Source organism: Bacillota bacterium, from assembly GCA_030019365.1.
In the GTDB taxonomy this organism is placed as follows: Bacteria; Bacillota; Sulfobacillia; order JACIYH01; family JACIYH01; genus JACIYH01.
Genome location: JASEFA010000004.1, coordinates 102,216 through 118,555 on the forward strand (window position 1 = coordinate 102,216; position 16,340 = coordinate 118,555).

Annotated in this window: 16 protein-coding genes; 12 read left to right on the forward strand and 4 right to left on the reverse strand. The window is 71.1% G+C overall.

What is annotated here, in order from left to right; genetic code table 11:
- The first annotated feature begins 13 nt into the window (after nucleotides 1–13).
- The 12 genes from QME70_08415 to QME70_08470 all read left to right on the forward strand — a co-directional run bounded on the left by QME70_08415 (nucleotide 14) and on the right by QME70_08470 (nucleotide 12,851).
- On the forward strand, nucleotides 14–277 hold the full coding sequence (locus QME70_08415) for a TusE/DsrC/DsvC family sulfur relay protein (GenBank protein ID MDI6894616.1): 264 nt from the start codon (nucleotides 14–16) through the stop codon (nucleotides 275–277).
- The gene (locus QME70_08420; protein ID MDI6894617.1) at nucleotides 238–2,175 is read left to right on the forward strand and encodes a hypothetical protein; all 1,938 of its coding nucleotides are present in this window, start codon (nucleotides 238–240) and stop codon (nucleotides 2,173–2,175) included. Before QME70_08415 ends, QME70_08420 begins: the two co-directional genes overlap by 40 nt.
- Nucleotides 2,175–3,605: a hydrogenobyrinic acid a,c-diamide synthase (glutamine-hydrolyzing) gene (cobB, locus tag QME70_08425; protein MDI6894618.1), complete on the forward strand. Its 1,431-nt coding sequence runs from the start codon at nucleotides 2,175–2,177 to the stop codon at nucleotides 3,603–3,605. The genes QME70_08420 and cobB overlap by 1 nt, the downstream gene beginning before the upstream one ends.
- Complete coding sequence (locus QME70_08430) at nucleotides 3,596–4,624, forward strand: helix-turn-helix domain-containing protein (protein MDI6894619.1); 1,029 nt, start codon at nucleotides 3,596–3,598, stop codon at nucleotides 4,622–4,624. The genes cobB and QME70_08430 overlap by 10 nt, the downstream gene beginning before the upstream one ends.
- A 12-nt stretch (nucleotides 4,625–4,636) precedes the next feature.
- Entirely contained in the window at nucleotides 4,637–6,034 is a 1,398-nt protein-coding gene (hemA, locus tag QME70_08435; protein MDI6894620.1) for a glutamyl-tRNA reductase, read from the forward strand.
- The gene (locus QME70_08440) at nucleotides 6,027–6,752 is read left to right on the forward strand and encodes a bifunctional precorrin-2 dehydrogenase/sirohydrochlorin ferrochelatase (GenBank protein ID MDI6894621.1); all 726 of its coding nucleotides are present in this window, start codon (nucleotides 6,027–6,029) and stop codon (nucleotides 6,750–6,752) included. The genes hemA and QME70_08440 overlap by 8 nt, the downstream gene beginning before the upstream one ends.
- 6 nt (nucleotides 6,753–6,758) lie before the next feature.
- A complete protein-coding gene (gene hemC, locus QME70_08445) occupies nucleotides 6,759–7,685 on the forward strand; it encodes a hydroxymethylbilane synthase (protein MDI6894622.1) in 927 nt (308 codons plus the stop codon).
- Between the two features lie 6 nt (nucleotides 7,686–7,691).
- Nucleotides 7,692–9,485 carry a uroporphyrinogen-III C-methyltransferase gene (cobA, locus tag QME70_08450; GenBank protein ID MDI6894623.1) on the forward strand — a complete coding sequence of 598 codons (1,794 nt, stop codon included), beginning with the start codon at nucleotides 7,692–7,694 and terminating at the stop codon, nucleotides 9,483–9,485.
- Nucleotides 9,486–9,526: 41 nt separating this feature from the next.
- The gene (gene hemB / locus QME70_08455; GenBank protein MDI6894624.1) at nucleotides 9,527–10,501 is read left to right on the forward strand and encodes a porphobilinogen synthase; all 975 of its coding nucleotides are present in this window, start codon (nucleotides 9,527–9,529) and stop codon (nucleotides 10,499–10,501) included.
- A 17-nt stretch (nucleotides 10,502–10,518) separates the two neighbouring features.
- Nucleotides 10,519–11,802: a glutamate-1-semialdehyde 2,1-aminomutase gene (hemL, locus tag QME70_08460; protein MDI6894625.1), complete on the forward strand. Its 1,284-nt coding sequence runs from the start codon at nucleotides 10,519–10,521 to the stop codon at nucleotides 11,800–11,802.
- Between the two features lie 117 nt (nucleotides 11,803–11,919).
- Entirely contained in the window at nucleotides 11,920–12,447 is a 528-nt protein-coding gene (locus QME70_08465; protein ID MDI6894626.1) for an OsmC family protein, read from the forward strand.
- Nucleotides 12,438–12,851: a Rid family detoxifying hydrolase gene (locus QME70_08470; GenBank protein ID MDI6894627.1), complete on the forward strand. Its 414-nt coding sequence runs from the start codon at nucleotides 12,438–12,440 to the stop codon at nucleotides 12,849–12,851. The genes QME70_08465 and QME70_08470 overlap by 10 nt, the downstream gene beginning before the upstream one ends.
- Nucleotides 12,852–12,907: 56 nt before the next feature.
- Here QME70_08470 and QME70_08475 read toward each other — a convergent pair whose 3' ends face one another.
- The 4 genes from QME70_08475 to QME70_08490 are packed head-to-tail and all read right to left on the reverse strand — an operon-like array spanning nucleotide 12,908 to nucleotide 16,292.
- A complete protein-coding gene (locus QME70_08475; GenBank protein ID MDI6894628.1) occupies nucleotides 12,908–13,867 on the reverse strand; it encodes a PIG-L family deacetylase in 960 nt (319 codons plus the stop codon).
- A gap of 54 nt (nucleotides 13,868–13,921) precedes the next feature.
- Nucleotides 13,922–14,491, reverse strand: coding sequence for a VTT domain-containing protein (locus tag QME70_08480; protein ID MDI6894629.1), 570 nt, complete (start codon nucleotides 14,489–14,491; stop codon nucleotides 13,922–13,924).
- Entirely contained in the window at nucleotides 14,488–15,240 is a 753-nt protein-coding gene (locus tag QME70_08485; protein MDI6894630.1) for a phosphatidylserine decarboxylase, read from the reverse strand. The genes QME70_08480 and QME70_08485 overlap by 4 nt, the downstream gene beginning before the upstream one ends.
- Nucleotides 15,231–16,292 (reverse strand): hypothetical protein, encoded by a 1,062-nt coding sequence (locus QME70_08490; GenBank protein MDI6894631.1) that lies wholly within the window; start codon nucleotides 16,290–16,292, stop codon nucleotides 15,231–15,233. Before QME70_08490 ends, QME70_08485 begins: the two co-directional genes overlap by 10 nt.
- Nucleotides 16,293–16,340 lie beyond the last annotated feature (48 nt).

Sequence of the window (16,340 nt, forward strand, 5' to 3'; positions counted from 1 at the left end):
CGAGGGGTGGACGGTGACCCACGACGGGAGAAGGACCGGCTCGCGAGGAGGCGGTCCCTCATCGGAAGGCGGCCTGCGCTCCGGGTTGGGCGCCGAGCAGCAGGCCGTGGTGGATTTTGCCCTCGAGTATTACCGGCGTCACGGACACACCCCGAACCTCCGTACCCTGGTCAACGAGATGGGGCTGGACAGGAAGCGGGTATACGTGCTTTTCCCCGGAAATCCCGTGCGACGGATATGCCAGATCACGGGTCTCCCCATGCCTCCGGAGTGCTGAAGTACCCCCGCCCGGCAGGGGAGCTGTCCCGCTCTCGCTATCCTATCGACGTCTACCGCATGGCCGGACGGTGTGACAGGTCTCTTTTTGGGCCGGAAGATCCCGACGTGATTCTCCCCCTTCCCGCCGGCATGGGGCAGCGCCTCGCCCGGGAGCCGGTAGCCTGGCCCTGGTCGGTGTACCTGCGGGTGCTCCCCCCGGTGGGGGGCTGGATGTCTGCCGATCTCCTGGAGGCGCTGGCCGACCTGGTCGAGCGCCGGGGGATGGGGCTGATGCACCTGGCCTGCGGAGGCACGCTGGAGATCTACACCACCCCCGAGGAAGCCCTGTCCCTGGTGCAGGACCTGAACGGGCTGGGCCTGGACGTGGGCTCCACCGGGGATGACCTGCGCTGCCTGGTGGCGTGCGCGGGTCCGGCGCGGTGCGACGAGGCCCTGGTGGATGCCCCCGCCATCGCCACCTACCTGGGAAGGCGCTTCCTGGACGAGCAGCAATATCCCGCCCTGCCCCGCAAGTGCAAGCCGGCGGTGGCGGGGTGTCCTCGCGACTGCGTGCGTGCGGGACACCACGACCTGGCCTTCATGGGGGTGGAGCGTCCCGGGTGGGGGCGGGGCCTGGTGATGATGGTGGGGGGCAAGTACGGCCGCCGCTCCGGCCGCGGTCCCCGGCCCGCCGAGGTGCTGGTGCCCTTCGTGCCCCTCTCTGGGGACGATTACACGGCGGTGGGTGACCTGTGCCAGCGCTTCCTGGACGTGTGGTCACGCCTGGCTGGGAACCGGGAGCGGGCGGGCGACTTCGTGGCCAGGATGGGGCAGGAGCGCATCTGCCGGGAGATGGGGCTCGACCCGGCGATGCCGTTGAGTGATGCTGGCGCCGCTCAGCCCCGGCGCGTGGCTGTCGATGCGGCGACGGGCGTTTCATGGCAAGCGGGCCTCGCCGCGGGAGCTGGCGTCGGCCGGGAGGTTGCGGAGGCCTGGAAAGACGGTGGCCCGGCCGAGGCCGCGGGCGCCTGGGAAGGCGGCGGCCCCGCGGAGGTGGTGCTTCCCGCCGGGATAATGCCCGACTTCCGCGGACAGCTTCCCCCCTTCCTGCGGGAACGCTACGGGAGGTGGGTGATGCACGACTACCCGTTGCCGGGGGTCCTCCGTCATGGGGCCGCGGACGGTAGCCAGTGCTGGACGGTGCGCTTTCACCTCCCACCCGGGGGGATGCTTTCTGCTGAGTCCCTGCGCCTGCTGGCCCGCTGGATCAGGGAGTACGCCCTGGTAGGGCGGCGCACCAGCCGGGAGGGTTTCGAGCTGGTGGGCGTGGACCCCGCCCGCGTGGCCGACCTCACGGCCCGGGTGCACGGGGCCGGCTTCCTTCCCGGGGGGACGGGGCGCGGGTTGCGGCAGGTCAAGGCGTGCGTCGGGTACCTGCACTGCCAGAATGCCCTGGTGGACTCCCCCGCGCTGGCCGGGGTGCTGGGGGACGCCCTGCTGGAGGTCGCCGCCGGAGGAATTCCGGCCGGGCTGCGGGTTTCCGTGGCCGGGTGTCCCAACGATTGCGGGGGCGCACGCGGGGCGGACCTGGGTCTGGTGGGGTGTTCGCGGGGAGGAGTGCGTGTCCTGGCGGGAGCCAGGGCGGGGTTGCGGCCCCGCCTGGCCGGCAGCTGCGGAGCGCTGCGCGCGCGGCCTCCTGAGTACGCCGAGGTGGTGGCTCACGTATTGGACCTGGTGGGGCGCTGGCGGGAGGGGGCACAGCCGGGGGACAGGCTGGGCGATTGGCTGGCGCGCGGCGGTGCTTGCCTCGACGGCAGGTGGCGACCACCGGCGGGTGAACGTGCTGATCAAGGGTGGCTGGCTCGCGGGGAGGCCGCCCCCGGTGGCGGCAGGGGGCGGGGAGGGGGAGAGGCGTGATGGCCGGGCCGCGGGGCCTCGTGCTGGCGGCGCCGCACGGGAGGTCCGGCAAGACCACCGTGGCCATGGGGGTGTGCGCCGCCCTGGCCGGCCGGGGGCTGCGGGTGCAGCCCTTCAAGAAAGGCCCCGATTTCATCGATCCCGGCTGGCTCACCCTGGCCGCCGGGCGATCCTGCCGGAACCTGGACCTGTTCATGCTGGGTGACGAGGTCACCCGCCGGAGCTTCCTCGGTGCCTGCCGGGGTGCCGACCTGGCCCTGGTGGAGGGGGCCATGGGATTGTTCGACGGGCTGGACCCGGCGGGCTCCAACAGCACCGCTCAACTCGCACGGCTGCTGGGGCTTCCCGTAGTCCTCCTGGTGGACGTGACCCGCATGACCCGCACCGCCGCGGCGGTGGTGCGGGGGCTGGTGGGCTTCGAAGAAGGTATTGACTTCCGGGGCGTGATCCTCAACCGGGTGGGCACTTCCCGGCAGGAACGCCTGGTGCGGCAGGCCGTGGAGCAATACTCCGGGCTGCCCGTGCTGGGAGCCATCCCCCGCTGGCAGGGGGCAGCCGTGCCCGACCGTCACCTGGGGCTGATACCCGCGGGGGAGCGGTTGAGCGGGACTCGGCTGGCCGCCGAGGAGGCCATAGCCGAGGCGGCCCGGGCCGTGCAGGCTGGCGTCGACCTGGACCGTCTGCTGGAGGCGGGTGCCCCCATCGCCGCCCCCTATCATGCAGACGGAGGGGAAGGGTTCGCCGGGGAGAGGTCCGGTCGGGAGGAGGAAGAACCCGTCTCCATCGGGGTGGTGCGGGACCGGGTCTTCAGCTTCTACTACCCCGACAATCTGGAGGCCCTGGAGCGGGCGGGCGCCCGCCTGGTGCCCATCGATTCCCTGCAGGATTCCCGGTTGCCCCTGGTGGCCGCCCTTTACATCGGTGGAGGTTTCCCCGAAGTGTTTGCCCACGAGCTGGAGCAAAACCTTCCTCTACGTCTCTCCTTGCGGGAAGCTATTGCCGAGGGATTGCCCGTGTACGCCGAATGCGGCGGGCTGATGTACCTGTGCCGGTCCATCGCCTGGGAGGGGCAGGGGCACGAGATGGTGGGGGCCCTGCCCTTCGATGTGGAGATGGCCACTTCCCCGCGCGGTCACGGGTACGTGGAGGCGGAGGTGGTGGGCGAAAACCCCTACTTCCCGCGGGGGGCGGTCATACGGGGCCACGAGTTCCACCACTCCCTGCCCACCAGGGTGCCGGCGGAGAACATGGTCTTCCGCCTGGGGCGGGGGACGGGGTGGGGGCACGGGTGCGACGGACTCATGTGGGGCAGCGTCTTTGCGTCTTACCTGCACGTGCACGCCCTGGCCTGCCCGGGGTGGGCCCCGGCCCTGGTCCGGGAGGCGCGCAGGTTCGACCGCGAGCGGAGAGGGGTCAGAACATGGCGGTAGGTCCGCGCCTGCGCTACTGGCGGCAGCAACGGGGGGTATCCGTGGAGGATCTGGCGGATCGCCTCACCATTGCGCCCGATTGCCTGGGGGAGGTGGAGGAGGGCCGGCGGCGCATGGCCATGGCCGCCTGGCAGGAGGCGGCTGACTTCCTCCAGGTGCCCCTGGAGGAGCTCCTGCGGGACGGTCCCCTGCCTGACCCGGCGTCGCCTGCCGGGGGATCGGCTGCCCCAGGGTCACCGGCCGCGGAATGGCCGGTCGCGGAGGCCGGCCCGGGCGCGGGTGGTGAGCCTGAAAAAGCGGGTAGGTGCGACACGGGCGGTCACGTGAAGCTGCGTGTGGGCAACACCGTGCGCACCCTTCGGGAGCAGAAGGGGATAACGGTAACGGATCTGGCCCGCGCCACCGGGTTGTCGCCGGCCCACATTTCCGAGATCGAGCGGGGTCGCACTGCTCCCTCCATCCGGACGCTGGAGAAGCTGGCGCGGGCCCTGGGGGTGTCAGCGGGAGTGCTGGTGAGGTCGGTGGGTGCCAACGGTGTGGGAGAGAAACTGCGCCGGTTGCGGGAGCGGCTGGGGCTCACCCAGAAGGGGGTGGCGGAGAAAGCCGGCGTCTCTTACGGCCTGATCGGCCAGATCGAGTCGGGCCGCACCCAGTCTTCGGTTACCACCCTGAGCCTGCTGGCCGAGGCGCTGGGAGTCTCTCCGTGTTACTTCCTCATGGATGAAGAGGAAGTCCTGGAGCTTACCCGCTCCCTGTCTCCCGAGGTGGCGGAGCTGCTCTCCCAGCCCCGGGTGAGGGAGTTCCTGGCCCGGGTGGCCGGGCTCAACCGGTCTGCCTTTGACCTGGTTATGGCCGTGGTCGACGTGCTCATGGCCCGCCTGCCCCGCCAGGAAGAGGGTCCGGCCGAACCGCTACGCGAGCTGGGCGACCTGCTGCGGGATATGGGTCCGGAGGAGCGGAGGTTCCTGGTGGAGTCCGCCCGGTTCCTGGTTTCCCGCAGGACCCGGGAGGCCGGTTGAGGTGAGCACGGCGTGCTCGAGGTAGCGGGAGTCAGCTGCCATACCGCGCCCCTTGCCCTGCGGGAGAAGCTGGCGGTCTGCGCCGAGGAGTACCCGCGGCTGCTGCGCGAGCTGGCTGTCTCCCCCGCGGTGGGGGAGGCGGCCATCCTGGCCACCTGCAACCGCACCGAAGTGTATCTGGTGCGCCACCGGGCTCGTTTGGGGGCCGGGCCGGTGAGCGACGGGGCGGGTGGAGGTGGCCCCTGTTCCGGTGTGGCCTGGCAGTTTTTCGTGGGCCGGGGCCTGGGAGCAGGGGAAGAGCAGCTTCTCTACCGCAAGGAAGGAGAAACCTGCGTCCGCCACCTGTTCTCGGTGGCGTGCGGGCTGGACTCGCCCGTGCTCGGGGAGACCCAGGTGCTGGGGCAGGTGAGGGAGGCATTGACCCGCGCCCGGGAAGCGGGCACGGCCGGGCCGGTGCTGAACGCGCTATTTGAGCGGGCGGTGGCGACTGCCGGCCTGGTGCATTCCCGGACCGGGTTGGGGAGCCATGCCTGCTCTGCCAGCAGCGCGGCCGTGGAGGCCATTTCCGCCGAGCTGGGCGGCCTGGGGGGTTGCCGCGTCCTCCTGGTGGGTGCCGGGAAGATGGCCGAGCTGGCAGGACGGGCACTCCGAGGACGGGGTGCGGAGGTGTGGGTGACCAGCCGCAACCTGGGCCGGGCAGCCGCCGTGGCCCACAGGCACGGCCTGACGGCGGTGCCCTGGACGGAACTGGAGGAGCGGCTGGGGCAGGCCGATGCCGTGATCTCGGGCACCGGAGCTCCCCATCTCATCCTGGGAAGGGAGCGCGTGGCCCGCGCTCTGGCGGTCCGGCGCGAGCGGCAATGCTCGCGAGAGGGTTCCGCGTCCACTTCCGCGTCCCGGCCGGCCGGGGGCGCCCGGCTGGTGGTGGCCGACCTGGCCATGCCCCGCGATGTGGACCCGGACGTGGCCGGGCTGCCCGGTGTCCGTCTCTTCGACCTGGACGAGCTGCAGGCGCGGGCCCGCGCCAACCTGGAGCATCGCAGGGCCCTGGCGGGGGAGGCCCAGGGCATCATAGAAGGGGAGGTGGCTCGCTTCCAGAGATGGCTGGCCGCCCGGCAGGCCGTCGCCCTCATCCGGGCCGTGCGCGGCCGGTACCAGGCGATGGCCCGCAGGGAAGTGGAATGGGCCCTGGCCCGGATGGGTCCCCTCACCCTGGAGCAACGCCGGGTGCTGGAGGAGATGGTGCAGCGCTTAGTGAATAAAGGGTTGCACGGACCCATTAAAGCCATGGGCCGCGGGGCGGGCGACCGGGAGGGAGAATGGCGATTGGCGGTGCTGGCGGAGGCCTTGCTGGCTCCGGGGACCCGCGAAGCCCGCGGCGTCGCCTGCCGGGGGCGGACCGGTGAGTGAGGATTATCTGGCGTTAATGCTCCATACCCGGGGCCGGCGCTGCCTGGTGGTGGGCGGGGGAGAAGTCGCCCGGCGCAAGGTGGAAGACGCCCTGCATGCCGGTCTGGCCGTGGTGGTGGTCGCCCCCCGGGTGGTGCCTGCGTTACGCGATCTGGCCCGGCTCGGGCGGATCACGTGGGAAGAGCGGGTTTTTCATCCCGCCGACGTGCGGGGAATGTTCCTTACATTCGCCGCTGCCACCCCCGAGGTCAACGACCAGGCGTGCCAGGCCGCGCGCCAGGCCGGGGTGCTGGTCAACGTGGTGGATCATCCCGAGATGTCCGATTTCATCTCTCCTGCCGTCCTGCAGCGCGGTCCCGTCACGGTGGCAGTGAGCACGGGCGGTGCCAGCCCCGCTCTGGCCGCCCGCATCCGGGACCGCGTGGCGACCGTGGTGGACGAAGAGACGGGCGAGTGGGCGACCCTGCTGGCCCGTTTCCGCCGGCGGGTGCAGGAAGCGGTTGCCGAGGCCGGGGTGCGGCATGAGCTCTTGCGCCGGGCGGCGGAGCTGGAAGGCGAGGCCGCCATCGCCCGCGGTGAAAGGACTGCCGTCGAAAGGCTGCTTGATTCGTGGCTGGAGCCCTACCGGCCCGCCTCCCGGCACCCCGGTGGGGGCGCTTCGGGAGAGGAACGCGAAGACGGTGGGGGCGGCGGTCCCGCCCGGCAGAGCGCGAGGTGATAGGCGGTGGATGAGATCGTCCTGGCCACCCGGGGGAGCGCCCTCGCCCTGGCTCAGGCCCAGTGGGTGGGAGCCGCCCTTCAGGCCGTCCGGCCCGGACTTTCCATCCGGATGCTCATCGTCCACACCCGCGGGGATCGCATCTCAACCGGTGCCCTGGCGGAGGGGCCCGGGGCGGCCGCGGCCGGCACCGGCGAGTTCGTACGCGAGGTACAGCAGGCGGTACTGGCCGGGGAGGCCCACGCGGCCGTCCACAGCCTCAAGGATCTCCCCCTGCGGGGCCCGGAGGGCCTGGTGACGGCGGCCGTCCCCGCCCGCGGCGACGTGCGGGAGGCGCTGGTTTCCCCGGGGGCGCGGCTGGAGGACCTCCCGGCGGGAGCGCGGGTGGGCACTTCCAGCCCTCGTCGGCGCGCCTTCCTGCGCCATCTCCGCCCCGACCTGGCGGTGCTGGAGATGAGGGGCAACCTGGACACCAGGTTGCGGAGGCTGGAGGCGGGGGTCTGCGACGCCCTGGTGGTGGCGGCGGCGGGATTGGGGCGACTGGGGATGACCGATCGCGTCACCCAGTACTTCCTTCCGGAAGTGTTTCTTCCCGCTCCCGGCCAGGGAGCCCTGGCCGTGGAGGCACGGGCCGACGATACTGTGGCGCGGGAGCTGATGGCGCGCATCGACGATCCCCGCACCCGGCAGGCGGTTTGGGCCGAACGGGCCATGCTGGAGTCCCTGGGGGGAGGATGCCGGGTGCCCGTGGGTGCCTGGGCCAGGCGGGAGGAGGGCGAGCTGGTCCTCACGGGAGCTTACGCGCCCGGGGGAGAGGGGCTGGCGCGGGTAACCCTGCGCATTGCGACCGGTCCCGGGGACCTGGAGGCGGCCCGCGGGCTGGGCGAGCGGGCGGGCGGACAGCTCCTGGCCCTGGCCAGAAGGGGCGGATAGCCGGACATGGAACAGCACGATGGCGGGCGCCTGCGCGGGCAGCGCCGCGAGGAGCACGTAAGGAGCAGGCCGGGCGAGGTCTGGCTGGTGGGAGCGGGCCCCGGCGACCCGGGGCTCCTCACCATCAGGGGCAGAGAGACCCTGGAGCGCGCCCAGGTGGTGGTCCACGACCGCCTGGCGAACCCGGATCTTCTGCGCCTGGCCCCGCGGGCCAGATTCATCGACGTAGGGAAGAGCCCTGATGGCCGGGGGTACCGCCAGGAGGAGATCAACCGGCTCCTGGTCGATCTGGCCCGGGAAGGAAACCTGGTGGTGCGCCTGAAAGGGGGGGATCCTTTCATTTTCGGCCGGGGTGGCGAGGAAGCCCTGGCCCTGGTTTCGGCCGGCATTCCCTTCCGGGTCATCCCCGGGGTTACGGCGGCCTCGGGGTGTGCGGCCTGGGCGGGAGTACCTCTCACCCACCGCGGCCTGGCCTCCTCGCTGGCGCTGGTCACCGGGCACGAGGACCCCGGCAAGGCACCCCAGGTGGATTGGCGAAAGCTGGCGACGGCCACCGATACCCTGGTGGTGTACATGGGGGTGGGTCGGCTCAACGAGATTGTGGAAGGGCTGCTGGCGGGCGGGCGGAGAGCGGAGGAACCCGCCCTGCTGGTGCAGCATGGCACCCGGGCGACCCAGAAGGTGGTGCGGGGGACCCTGGCGGATCTTCCCGCCCGCGCCCGGGAGGAGGGTGTCGAGCCTCCGGCCCTGCTGGTGGTCGGTGAGGTGGCCACGCTCCGGGACAGGCTGGCGTGGTACGAGGGGTTGTCTCTTTCCGGCTGCCGCGTGGCCCTCACCCGGCCCCGCGTTGCCTTCGCTGAGGCAGTTGCGGATGCCTTCGCTGAGGCGGTCCCGGCCGCATGGGACCTGGCGGAGTGGCGGCTCGCTGGGGCGGAGGTGGAGGTGTACCACGTCCTGCGCCTGGAACCACCCCGGGACCCGGCGGAGTTGCAGCAGGGGGCCCGGCAGGCCGGGCGCTTCCGGTGGGTCCTGTTCACCAGCGCCCCGGGGGTGGAGGCTTTCTTCCGTGCCCTCGGTCAGCAGGGAGCGGACGCCCGGGTCCTGGCCGGCTGCCGGGTGGGGGCGGTGGGGCCCGGCACGGCAGGTGCCCTGGAGCGTCACGGCGTCCGGCCCGACCTGCTACCCCAGCCCTACACGGTGGATGCCCTGGTGCGGGAGGTTTGCCGGGAACTTGCCCCCGGCGACCGCGTCCTCCTTCCCCGCAGCGACCTGGCTCCTTCTCAGGCCGGACCCCTGCTCCGGGCGGGGGCAGCGGAAGTGCGCGAGGTGGTGGCCTACCGCACCCTCCCCGATCCCGAGGAGGCGGAGCGCCTGGCCCGGGACATGGAGGCCGGTCGGGTGGACGCGCTGGTGCTTACCAGCGCCTCTGCAGCCCGAGCAGCGGCGGAAGCGGCCCAGGCGGCAGCAGAAGGCACCCGAGGGGCAGGAGGAGCCGTCCGAGCGGCGGCAGGAGGCGCCGGAGGGCCGACGGGAGCGGGAGTGGCGGGCGCCGGCCGGGAGCCGGCAGGAGAGGGGGCGGGCGACGTGGAACCACCCCTGGCGGAGGGGGCGGCTGCGCCGGTGGCCGGGCTGCCGCTGGTGGTGGCAATCGGGCCGGTGACCGCGCGGGCCTGCCGGGAGGCGGGTTGGCGCGTGGCAGCGGAAGCGGCCACCCACGACCGGGCGGGGTTGTTGCAGGCGGTGATCCAGGCCTGGCGACGCCACCGCTCGGCGTGCCGAGTAGCTGTGACCCCGGAGTAGCTGTGACCCCGGAGTAGCTGGGAAGAGGTGAAGCGAGAGTGCTGGGCCGATTTCCGGTGCGGAGGCCGCGCAGGCTGAGGCAGAGTGAGGGCCTGCGCGAGATGGTGCGGGAAACCGCCCTTTCTGCCTCGGATCTGATCTATCCCATGTTTGCCGTGGCAGGGCAGGGCGTGCGGCAGGAGGTTCCTTCCCTGCCCGGGGTGTATCGCCTGTCTCCCGATTTGCTGGTGGAGGAGGCGGCCGCGTGCCACCGCCTGGGCGTGCCCGCCGTCTTGCTGTTCGGCCTGCCCCAGCACAAGGATCCCCAGGGATCGGAGGCGTGGGACGACGAAGGGGCGGTGCAGCAGGCCGTGCGCCTGGTGCGTGAGAAGGTGCCCGGCCTGGTGGTGATCACGGACCTGTGCCTGTGTGGGTACACCGACCACGGCCACTGCGGTGTGCTGGTTGACCAGAATGTGGACAACGATGGTACCCTCGACCTCCTGGCCAGGGTGGCCCTTTCCCACGCCCGGGCCGGCGCCCACCTGGTGGCACCTTCGGACATGATGGACGGGCGGGTGGGGGCCATCCGCCGCACCCTGGACGAAGCCGGTCTCACCGAGGTGGGCATCCTGTCGTACGCGGCCAAGTATGCCTCTGCCTTCTACGGCCCCTTCCGCGAGGCGGCCGATTCGGCCCCCTCCTTCGGGGACCGTCGGGGCTACCAGATGGATCCCGCCAACGCCCGTGAGGCCCTGGTCGAGGTGGAGCTCGATCTGGAGGAAGGGGCCGACATGGTGATGGTCAAGCCGGCTCTGGCCTACCTGGACGTGATCCGCCTGGTGCGGGAGCATTTCCCCGTGCCCCTGGCGGCGTACAACGTGAGCGGCGAGTATGCCATGGTGAAGGCGGCCGCCCGCAACGGCTGGGTGGACGAGCAGAGGGTGGTGATGGAGATCCTCACCGCCATCCGGCGGGCGGGAGCCGACCTCATCATCACCTACCACGCCCCCCAGGTGGCCCGGTGGCTGCGCTGAACTGGAGGTGAACCTCTTTGCAGCTTGATCGGTCGCGGGCACTCATGGAGAAGGCACGTACCCTCATGCCGGGAGGGGTGAACAGCCCGGTGCGCAGCTTCCGGGGGGTGGGGGGCACCCCGTTCTTCGTGGCGCGCGGGCAGGGCGCGCACCTGTGGGACACCGACGGCAACCGCTACATCGACTACGTGTGTTCCTGGGGTCCCCTGATCCTGGGGCACGCCCACCCGGAGGTGGTGGAGGCGCTGGCCCGGGCCCTGGAGCGGGGAACGAGCTACGGGGCCCCCACGGAGCTGGAAGTGGAGCTGGCTGAGGTGGTCACGCGGGCCATGCCGGGCCTGGAGATGGTGCGCATGGTCAACTCCGGGACGGAGGCCTGCATGAGTGCCATCCGCCTGGCCCGTGCCTTTACCGGCCGCCCCCGCATCATCAAGTTCGCCGGCTGCTATCACGGGCACGCCGATCCCCTGCTGGCCCGCGCCGGTTCCGGGGTGGCCACCCTGGGGCTGCCCGACAGCCCCGGTGTGCCGGAGGGAACCGTGGCCGATACCGTCGTGCTCCCCTATAACGACCCGGAGGCGGTGGCCGCCGCCTTCGCCGCCCACGGCGACCGGGTGGCGGCCGTCATCGTGGAACCGGTGGCGGGGAACATGGGGGTGGTGCCGCCCGCGCCGGGGTTCCTCGAGGGCCTGCGCGAGATCACCCGTAAGCACGGTGCCCTCCTCATCTTCGACGAAGTGATCACCGGGTTCCGGGTCGGCTACGGGGGTGCCCAGGCCCTTTACGGGATCATCCCCGATCTCACCTGCTTCGGCAAGATCATCGGGGGAGGGCTCCCCGTGGGGGCGTACGGGGGCAGGCGCGACATCATGGAGATGGTGGCTCCGGCGGGGCCGGTATACCAGGCGGGCACCCTCTCGGGGAACCCCCTGGCCATGACGGCGGGCCTGGCCACCCTGCGGGTGCTGTCCCGGCCCGGTACCTACGACCAGCTCGAACGGGCGGGGGCGACTCTGGAGGTCGGGCTGCTGGACGCTGCCCGGGAAGCCGGGGTTCCCGTGTGCTGCCAGCGGATGGGCTCTCTGCTCACCCTCTTCTTCCAGGAGGGTCCGGTCCGCTGCTGGGAGGACGCCGCCCACAGCGACACGGGCCGCTACGGGCGCTTCTTCCACGCCCTGCTGGAGTGGGGAGTTTACTTCCCACCCTCCCAGTTCGAGGCGTGCTTCCTGTCCCTGGCCCACGGCCAGGGAGAGCTGGAGAGAACCGTGGCCGCCGCCCGCGAAGCCTTGCGGGGGGTCTGAGGCCAGCCGGGCCGCCCGCTCGCGCCGTCCCCGTGCATGCGCGGGATTGCGCGGGCGCCGATGCGAGATGTGGCGAGATTGCGCGGGCAGGAATGTGAGGTACGAGGAGGCACGAGGATGGCGGAGGCGGCAAGGAAACAGATCGTCCTGGAATGGCTGGGCGGCCTGGGCATGGTGGCCCGCAACGAGGCGGGGCGGGCCATCCTGGTGGGCACTCCGCCTCCCGAGCGGGCCGGGGAAATTCTGGCGGGCCTGGACGTGCCGCATTCCGGGCTTGCTCCCATGGAGCTGGTGCTGGTGGCCCTGGGCGGGTGCACCGGCCTGGACGTCATCTCCATCCTGGAAAAGATGCGACAGCGGGTGGAAACCTTCACCGTGGTGGCGGAGGGGGAACGGGCGACCGAGCATCCCAAGGTCTATATCACCGCACGTGTTACCTATCGCCTGGCGGGAGAGATCGAGCCCGCCAACGCCCGCCGGGCGGCAGAGTTATCCATCCAGCGTTACTGCTCGGTGGGGGCCATGCTCACCCGGGCGGTGCCGGTCACCTACGCACTCGAGGTCAACGGTGAGCTGACGGACCTGGGTACCCGCGGCCCCGACCCGAGGAAAACGGAGGGAGGTTCTGGTTCGGGATGCCGGTAAGGAAAGTGGTAGCGACGAAGGAAGCGCCGGTACCGGTGGGACCGTATTCCCAGGCCGTCATAACCGCCGACAAGGTTTTCACCGCCGGGCAGCTGGGCATTGACCCCGCCACCGGCAAGCTGGTGGGCGAGGGGGTAGAGGAGCAGACCAGGCAGAGCTTGCGGAACCTGCAGGCGGTCCTGACCGCGGCGGGGACCTCCCTGGAGAACACGGTCAAGGTGACCGTGTTCCTCACCGACATGGCGGCCTTCCCGCTCATGAACCGGGTCTACGCGGAGTTCTTCCCGAAGGATCCTCCCGCCCGCACCTGCATCGGAGTGGCGGCCCTGCCCATGGGAGCCGCAGCGGAAATCGAAGCGGTGGCTGTCCTGCCCGCCCGGGGCATTTCGAGGGGCCCTGCCTAGCGATTCAGATGCCGGCGGTGATGTTCCATCTGCAGCGCTCAGGCTCGGGGGGTGCTTCAGGGGGAGGTGGGGGTGAAAGTCTCGGCGGGGCCGAGGAAGGAAGCGAGGAAAAGGTCGCTCCAGATGGCGCGCTGGGTCACATAGGCCGCCAGGGCGTAGCGCTTGGCGGCGCGCTCCGCGGGGGCAAGGGCCAGGCATTCGGCCTCCGCGGGTTTCTCTACTGCAGCGGGCAGCCCCAGATACTGCTCCAGCACCCGGGAGCGGGCACGGGGGTGCACGAGGTAGGTGAGGAGCCGGGGCGGTGGGCCCGAGGTTTCTTCCGAGTACACGCCGGCAAGGACGTCACGCGTCAGGTAGTGGGCGGCCCGGTGGTCGGGATGCCCGTCCTGGGCGCTGGGGAAAAGGATCAGGGTGGGCCGGAAATCCGCTATGACAGTGCGCAGCTGCTGCTCCAGTTGCTGCCGGGTGTATTGCGCGCCGGGGCGCAGGCACTCCTGGTAGGGAACCGAGCTCGCGCCCGTGAAGCGGGACTGAGTGCTCCCCAAGAGCAGCAGGCGCACCAGACCCCGGTCGGGGAAACCGAGGAACACCACCTCTCGCGGGTCCATGCCCAGTCGCGCTGCCGCCTGCCGGGCTTCCATCATGCGGATGGAGCCGAAGCGCAGGAGGTCCTTGCGTGACAGGGTGGGGCGGCGGAAGTATTCGCGGGCGGCCAGGGAGTACCCATCCCCATTGGTGAGCACCACCACCCGGACCCGGCCCTCCCGGGAGAGGACGCGCTGGATGAGCCCGGCTGCCGCCAGAGTCTCGTCGTCGGGATGGGGTGCCACCACCAGAAGGCGTTCCCCCCATCCCACCTGGAGCTGGGGCTTCTCCCGGGCCAGCACGTCTGCGGGCCAGGCGGTCAGCCCGAGCCGCACCGCCATCCAGGCAGCCAGCACCAGCCCCGCGATGGCCAGGGCGCGGCGCCTGCGCGGGTGCGGCGGCGGCACCGGTGCCAGGGGCAGCTGCGTCATTCTCCTGCTCCTTGCGGTCAGCCTCACTTCTCTCATCCTCGCTGCCGTGCGATTTCACTTCCTGCCCAGGCAGCGCAAGGTGCCTATGCCCAGGGCTATGCTGCCCGCCACGGCCAGCACCCCCCACGCCAGGTGGCCCTGCACAGCCTGGCGCACCCAGGGCGCGAACTTCCACCCCAGGTACTGCCAGAGCAGGCAGTAGGTGAATGACCCCAGGGATCCCACCAGGGCGTAGATCCCCAGGGGCATGCGCATGGCGCCTGCACCCAGCAGGGCGGCGGGGCGGATGAACCCCACCCAGCGGGCGGAGAAAGTGGTGAGGGCGCCGTAGCGGTGGAACCAGCCCTCGGCCCGCTCCATGGCCACCCGGTTGACTCCCAGGAGCCGCCCCAGCCCCGATCCCGCCCGCAGGCCTTCGCCCGCCAGGCAGCCGGCCCCGTAGGCCAGCAGCCCGCCCGCCGCGTTGCCGGCGGTGGCGGCCAGCACCGACCCCCAGAAGGAGTTGAGGCCGAGGGCAATGTAGTGACCGCTCACCAGGCAGATGAGTTCGGCCGGGACGGGCAGGCTCGTCCCCTCGAGGGCGAACCCGACGAACAATGCCAGGTAGGTCAGGGAAGGGGTCATGGTCGCCCCTCCCGGCGGGCGATCACGCTGAGGGCGCCGTATACCTGCATCCCCGGCCTCACGACGACGTGGACCTGAGGGTCGGGCATGATGACGTCCACCTGCGACCCCCGGCTGATGAAGGAGAGCTTCTGCCCCGCCCTCACTACCTGGCCGGATTGCACGAAGCAGCGGATCTTGTTGACGAAGCGGTCGGCGATTTCCACCAGCCAGAGGTCCCCTTCCGCCCCCCGTGCATCCGCTCGTTCCGCCGGGCGGTTGGTGCCCTCCATCCAGAGGCGCAGGGTGAGGCGTTCGTTCTCCAGGTGGTGGCGCTTTCCCAGCAGGTCCACGGCCCGGTGCAGCCAGGTGAGGCGGATGTACTCCCACATGTCCACCATGGGCCAGTTGCGGGCGGCCGTGTGGTGGGAGACCTCGTCCACCCGGCCGAAGGCCGGGGCGTACACGTAGTGCACGTCGAGGGGCGACATGTAGATGCCCACCACCCATCCGCTGCGGGGAGGATCGGCGGAGTGCGTGATCTCGGGAAGGGGGATGGGTCTCCCCAGCTTGAACGACCATACGGCGCCTTCCTCGATGGGGCGTACGTAGATCACCTTGCCGTCGGCGGGGGCGAGGACGGCGGCGGGGTCTGCAGGCGGCACCCGCACGGGGTCGCGGAAGAACCACACCCACCGCAGGTAGGCATACGCGGCCGCCAGGGTGACAGCGCCAGCGGCTATCCAGAAGGTGAGCGGGTTCAGGACCATTCTCTCCACGCCTTCCAGACGGTATAGGGTAGCCGGGGAAGGTAGTAACCCAGGAAGCCGGCGAAAGCACCCAAGACGAGGGGTGCGTGCCTCCCGTCCCAGGCAGGGGTACCTGCCCACTGCCGGTAGGCGGCATCGAGCGTAACATACGTGGCCGCAGGCCCTTTCTCCTGCAGCAGCACAGCCGTAGCATCGGCCGGTGTGTGCGCGACCCACTGCGTAGCGAAGCCCGCGAGTTCCTGAAGCTCGCTGACCAGTTCCTCCATCCCGCCGACCTCCCCGCGCAGGGGGGCGACCTCCCCGCCCCGGGGGGCCATTTCGCCTCGCAGGCGGGCCGCCTCTTCGCGCAGGCAGTTATAGCGGACGCGGGCGGCGCCTTCATCACCCCGGTCCGCCGGTGTCTGCCCGGCCCCCAGCCCGAGCAGCCGGTGCATACACTCCAGCACTTCGGCCAGCCGGCCCAGGTCGGGGGAAGGATCGAAGGCGCGCACCTCGATGGTGCCCAGGCGCCGCGACCAGATGAGATCCTGGAAGCGGTAGGCGGGATCGGGGCGCAGCGGCCCCAGGGCGTAGGAGTGAACCCAGCGGAACGACTGCCCGAAGCGTCGCCCCCCGGCATGGGGGGCATGGGCGAGGGCCAGGGCAAAGGCGGGCAGGTAGCGCACCAGGCGCCGGTAGGCGAGGTGCCTGTCCACCCCGCTGATGTGGAGGTGTAGCCCGCAGGTATTGGTAGCTTCGGCGGTGTCGGGCAGGTTGCCGATGGGGGAGATCAACCCCTGGCTCGCGCGGGCCAGGTCGCGGCGGCGCGTGGCCAGGTCCTGTACCAGCCCGGCGATGCTGTCGTGCCTTTCCGTGGAGATCTCGATTCCGCTCATCAAGCCATGCCGCAGGTCCTTACCCCGGCTGAAGTTGGACGCCGAATGGGTGTAGTACGTGCGCGGGTCGCGCCACAGCAGGCGGGCCAGATAGTAGAGTGACCTCACCGTGGGCCGATCCGGCTCCAGGATGAACACTTCCTCCTCGATGCCGTAGACGGGATTGCTCGTGGCCACGCCGTCATCTTACATCCGTCGCGCTGTTTTTGCACTCCCCCCTGACAG

Coding starts and splice junctions, on each gene's coding strand:
- QME70_08420 (MDI6894617.1), top strand. CDS start 238: ATGCCAGATCACGGGTCTCCCCATGCCTCCGGAGTGCTGAAGTACCCC.
- cobB (MDI6894618.1), top strand. CDS start 2,175: ATGGCCGGGCCGCGGGGCCTCGTGCTGGCGGCGCCGCACGGGAGGTCC.
- QME70_08430 (MDI6894619.1), top strand. CDS start 3,596: ATGGCGGTAGGTCCGCGCCTGCGCTACTGGCGGCAGCAACGGGGGGTA.
- cobA (MDI6894623.1), top strand. CDS start 7,692: ATGGAACAGCACGATGGCGGGCGCCTGCGCGGGCAGCGCCGCGAGGAG.
- QME70_08465 (MDI6894626.1), top strand. CDS start 11,920: ATGGCGGAGGCGGCAAGGAAACAGATCGTCCTGGAATGGCTGGGCGGC.
- QME70_08470 (MDI6894627.1), top strand. CDS start 12,438: ATGCCGGTAAGGAAAGTGGTAGCGACGAAGGAAGCGCCGGTACCGGTG.
- QME70_08475 (MDI6894628.1), bottom strand. CDS start 13,867: ATGACGCAGCTGCCCCTGGCACCGGTGCCGCCGCCGCACCCGCGCAGG.
- QME70_08480 (MDI6894629.1), bottom strand. CDS start 14,491: ATGACCCCTTCCCTGACCTACCTGGCATTGTTCGTCGGGTTCGCCCTC.
- QME70_08485 (MDI6894630.1), bottom strand. CDS start 15,240: ATGGTCCTGAACCCGCTCACCTTCTGGATAGCCGCTGGCGCTGTCACC.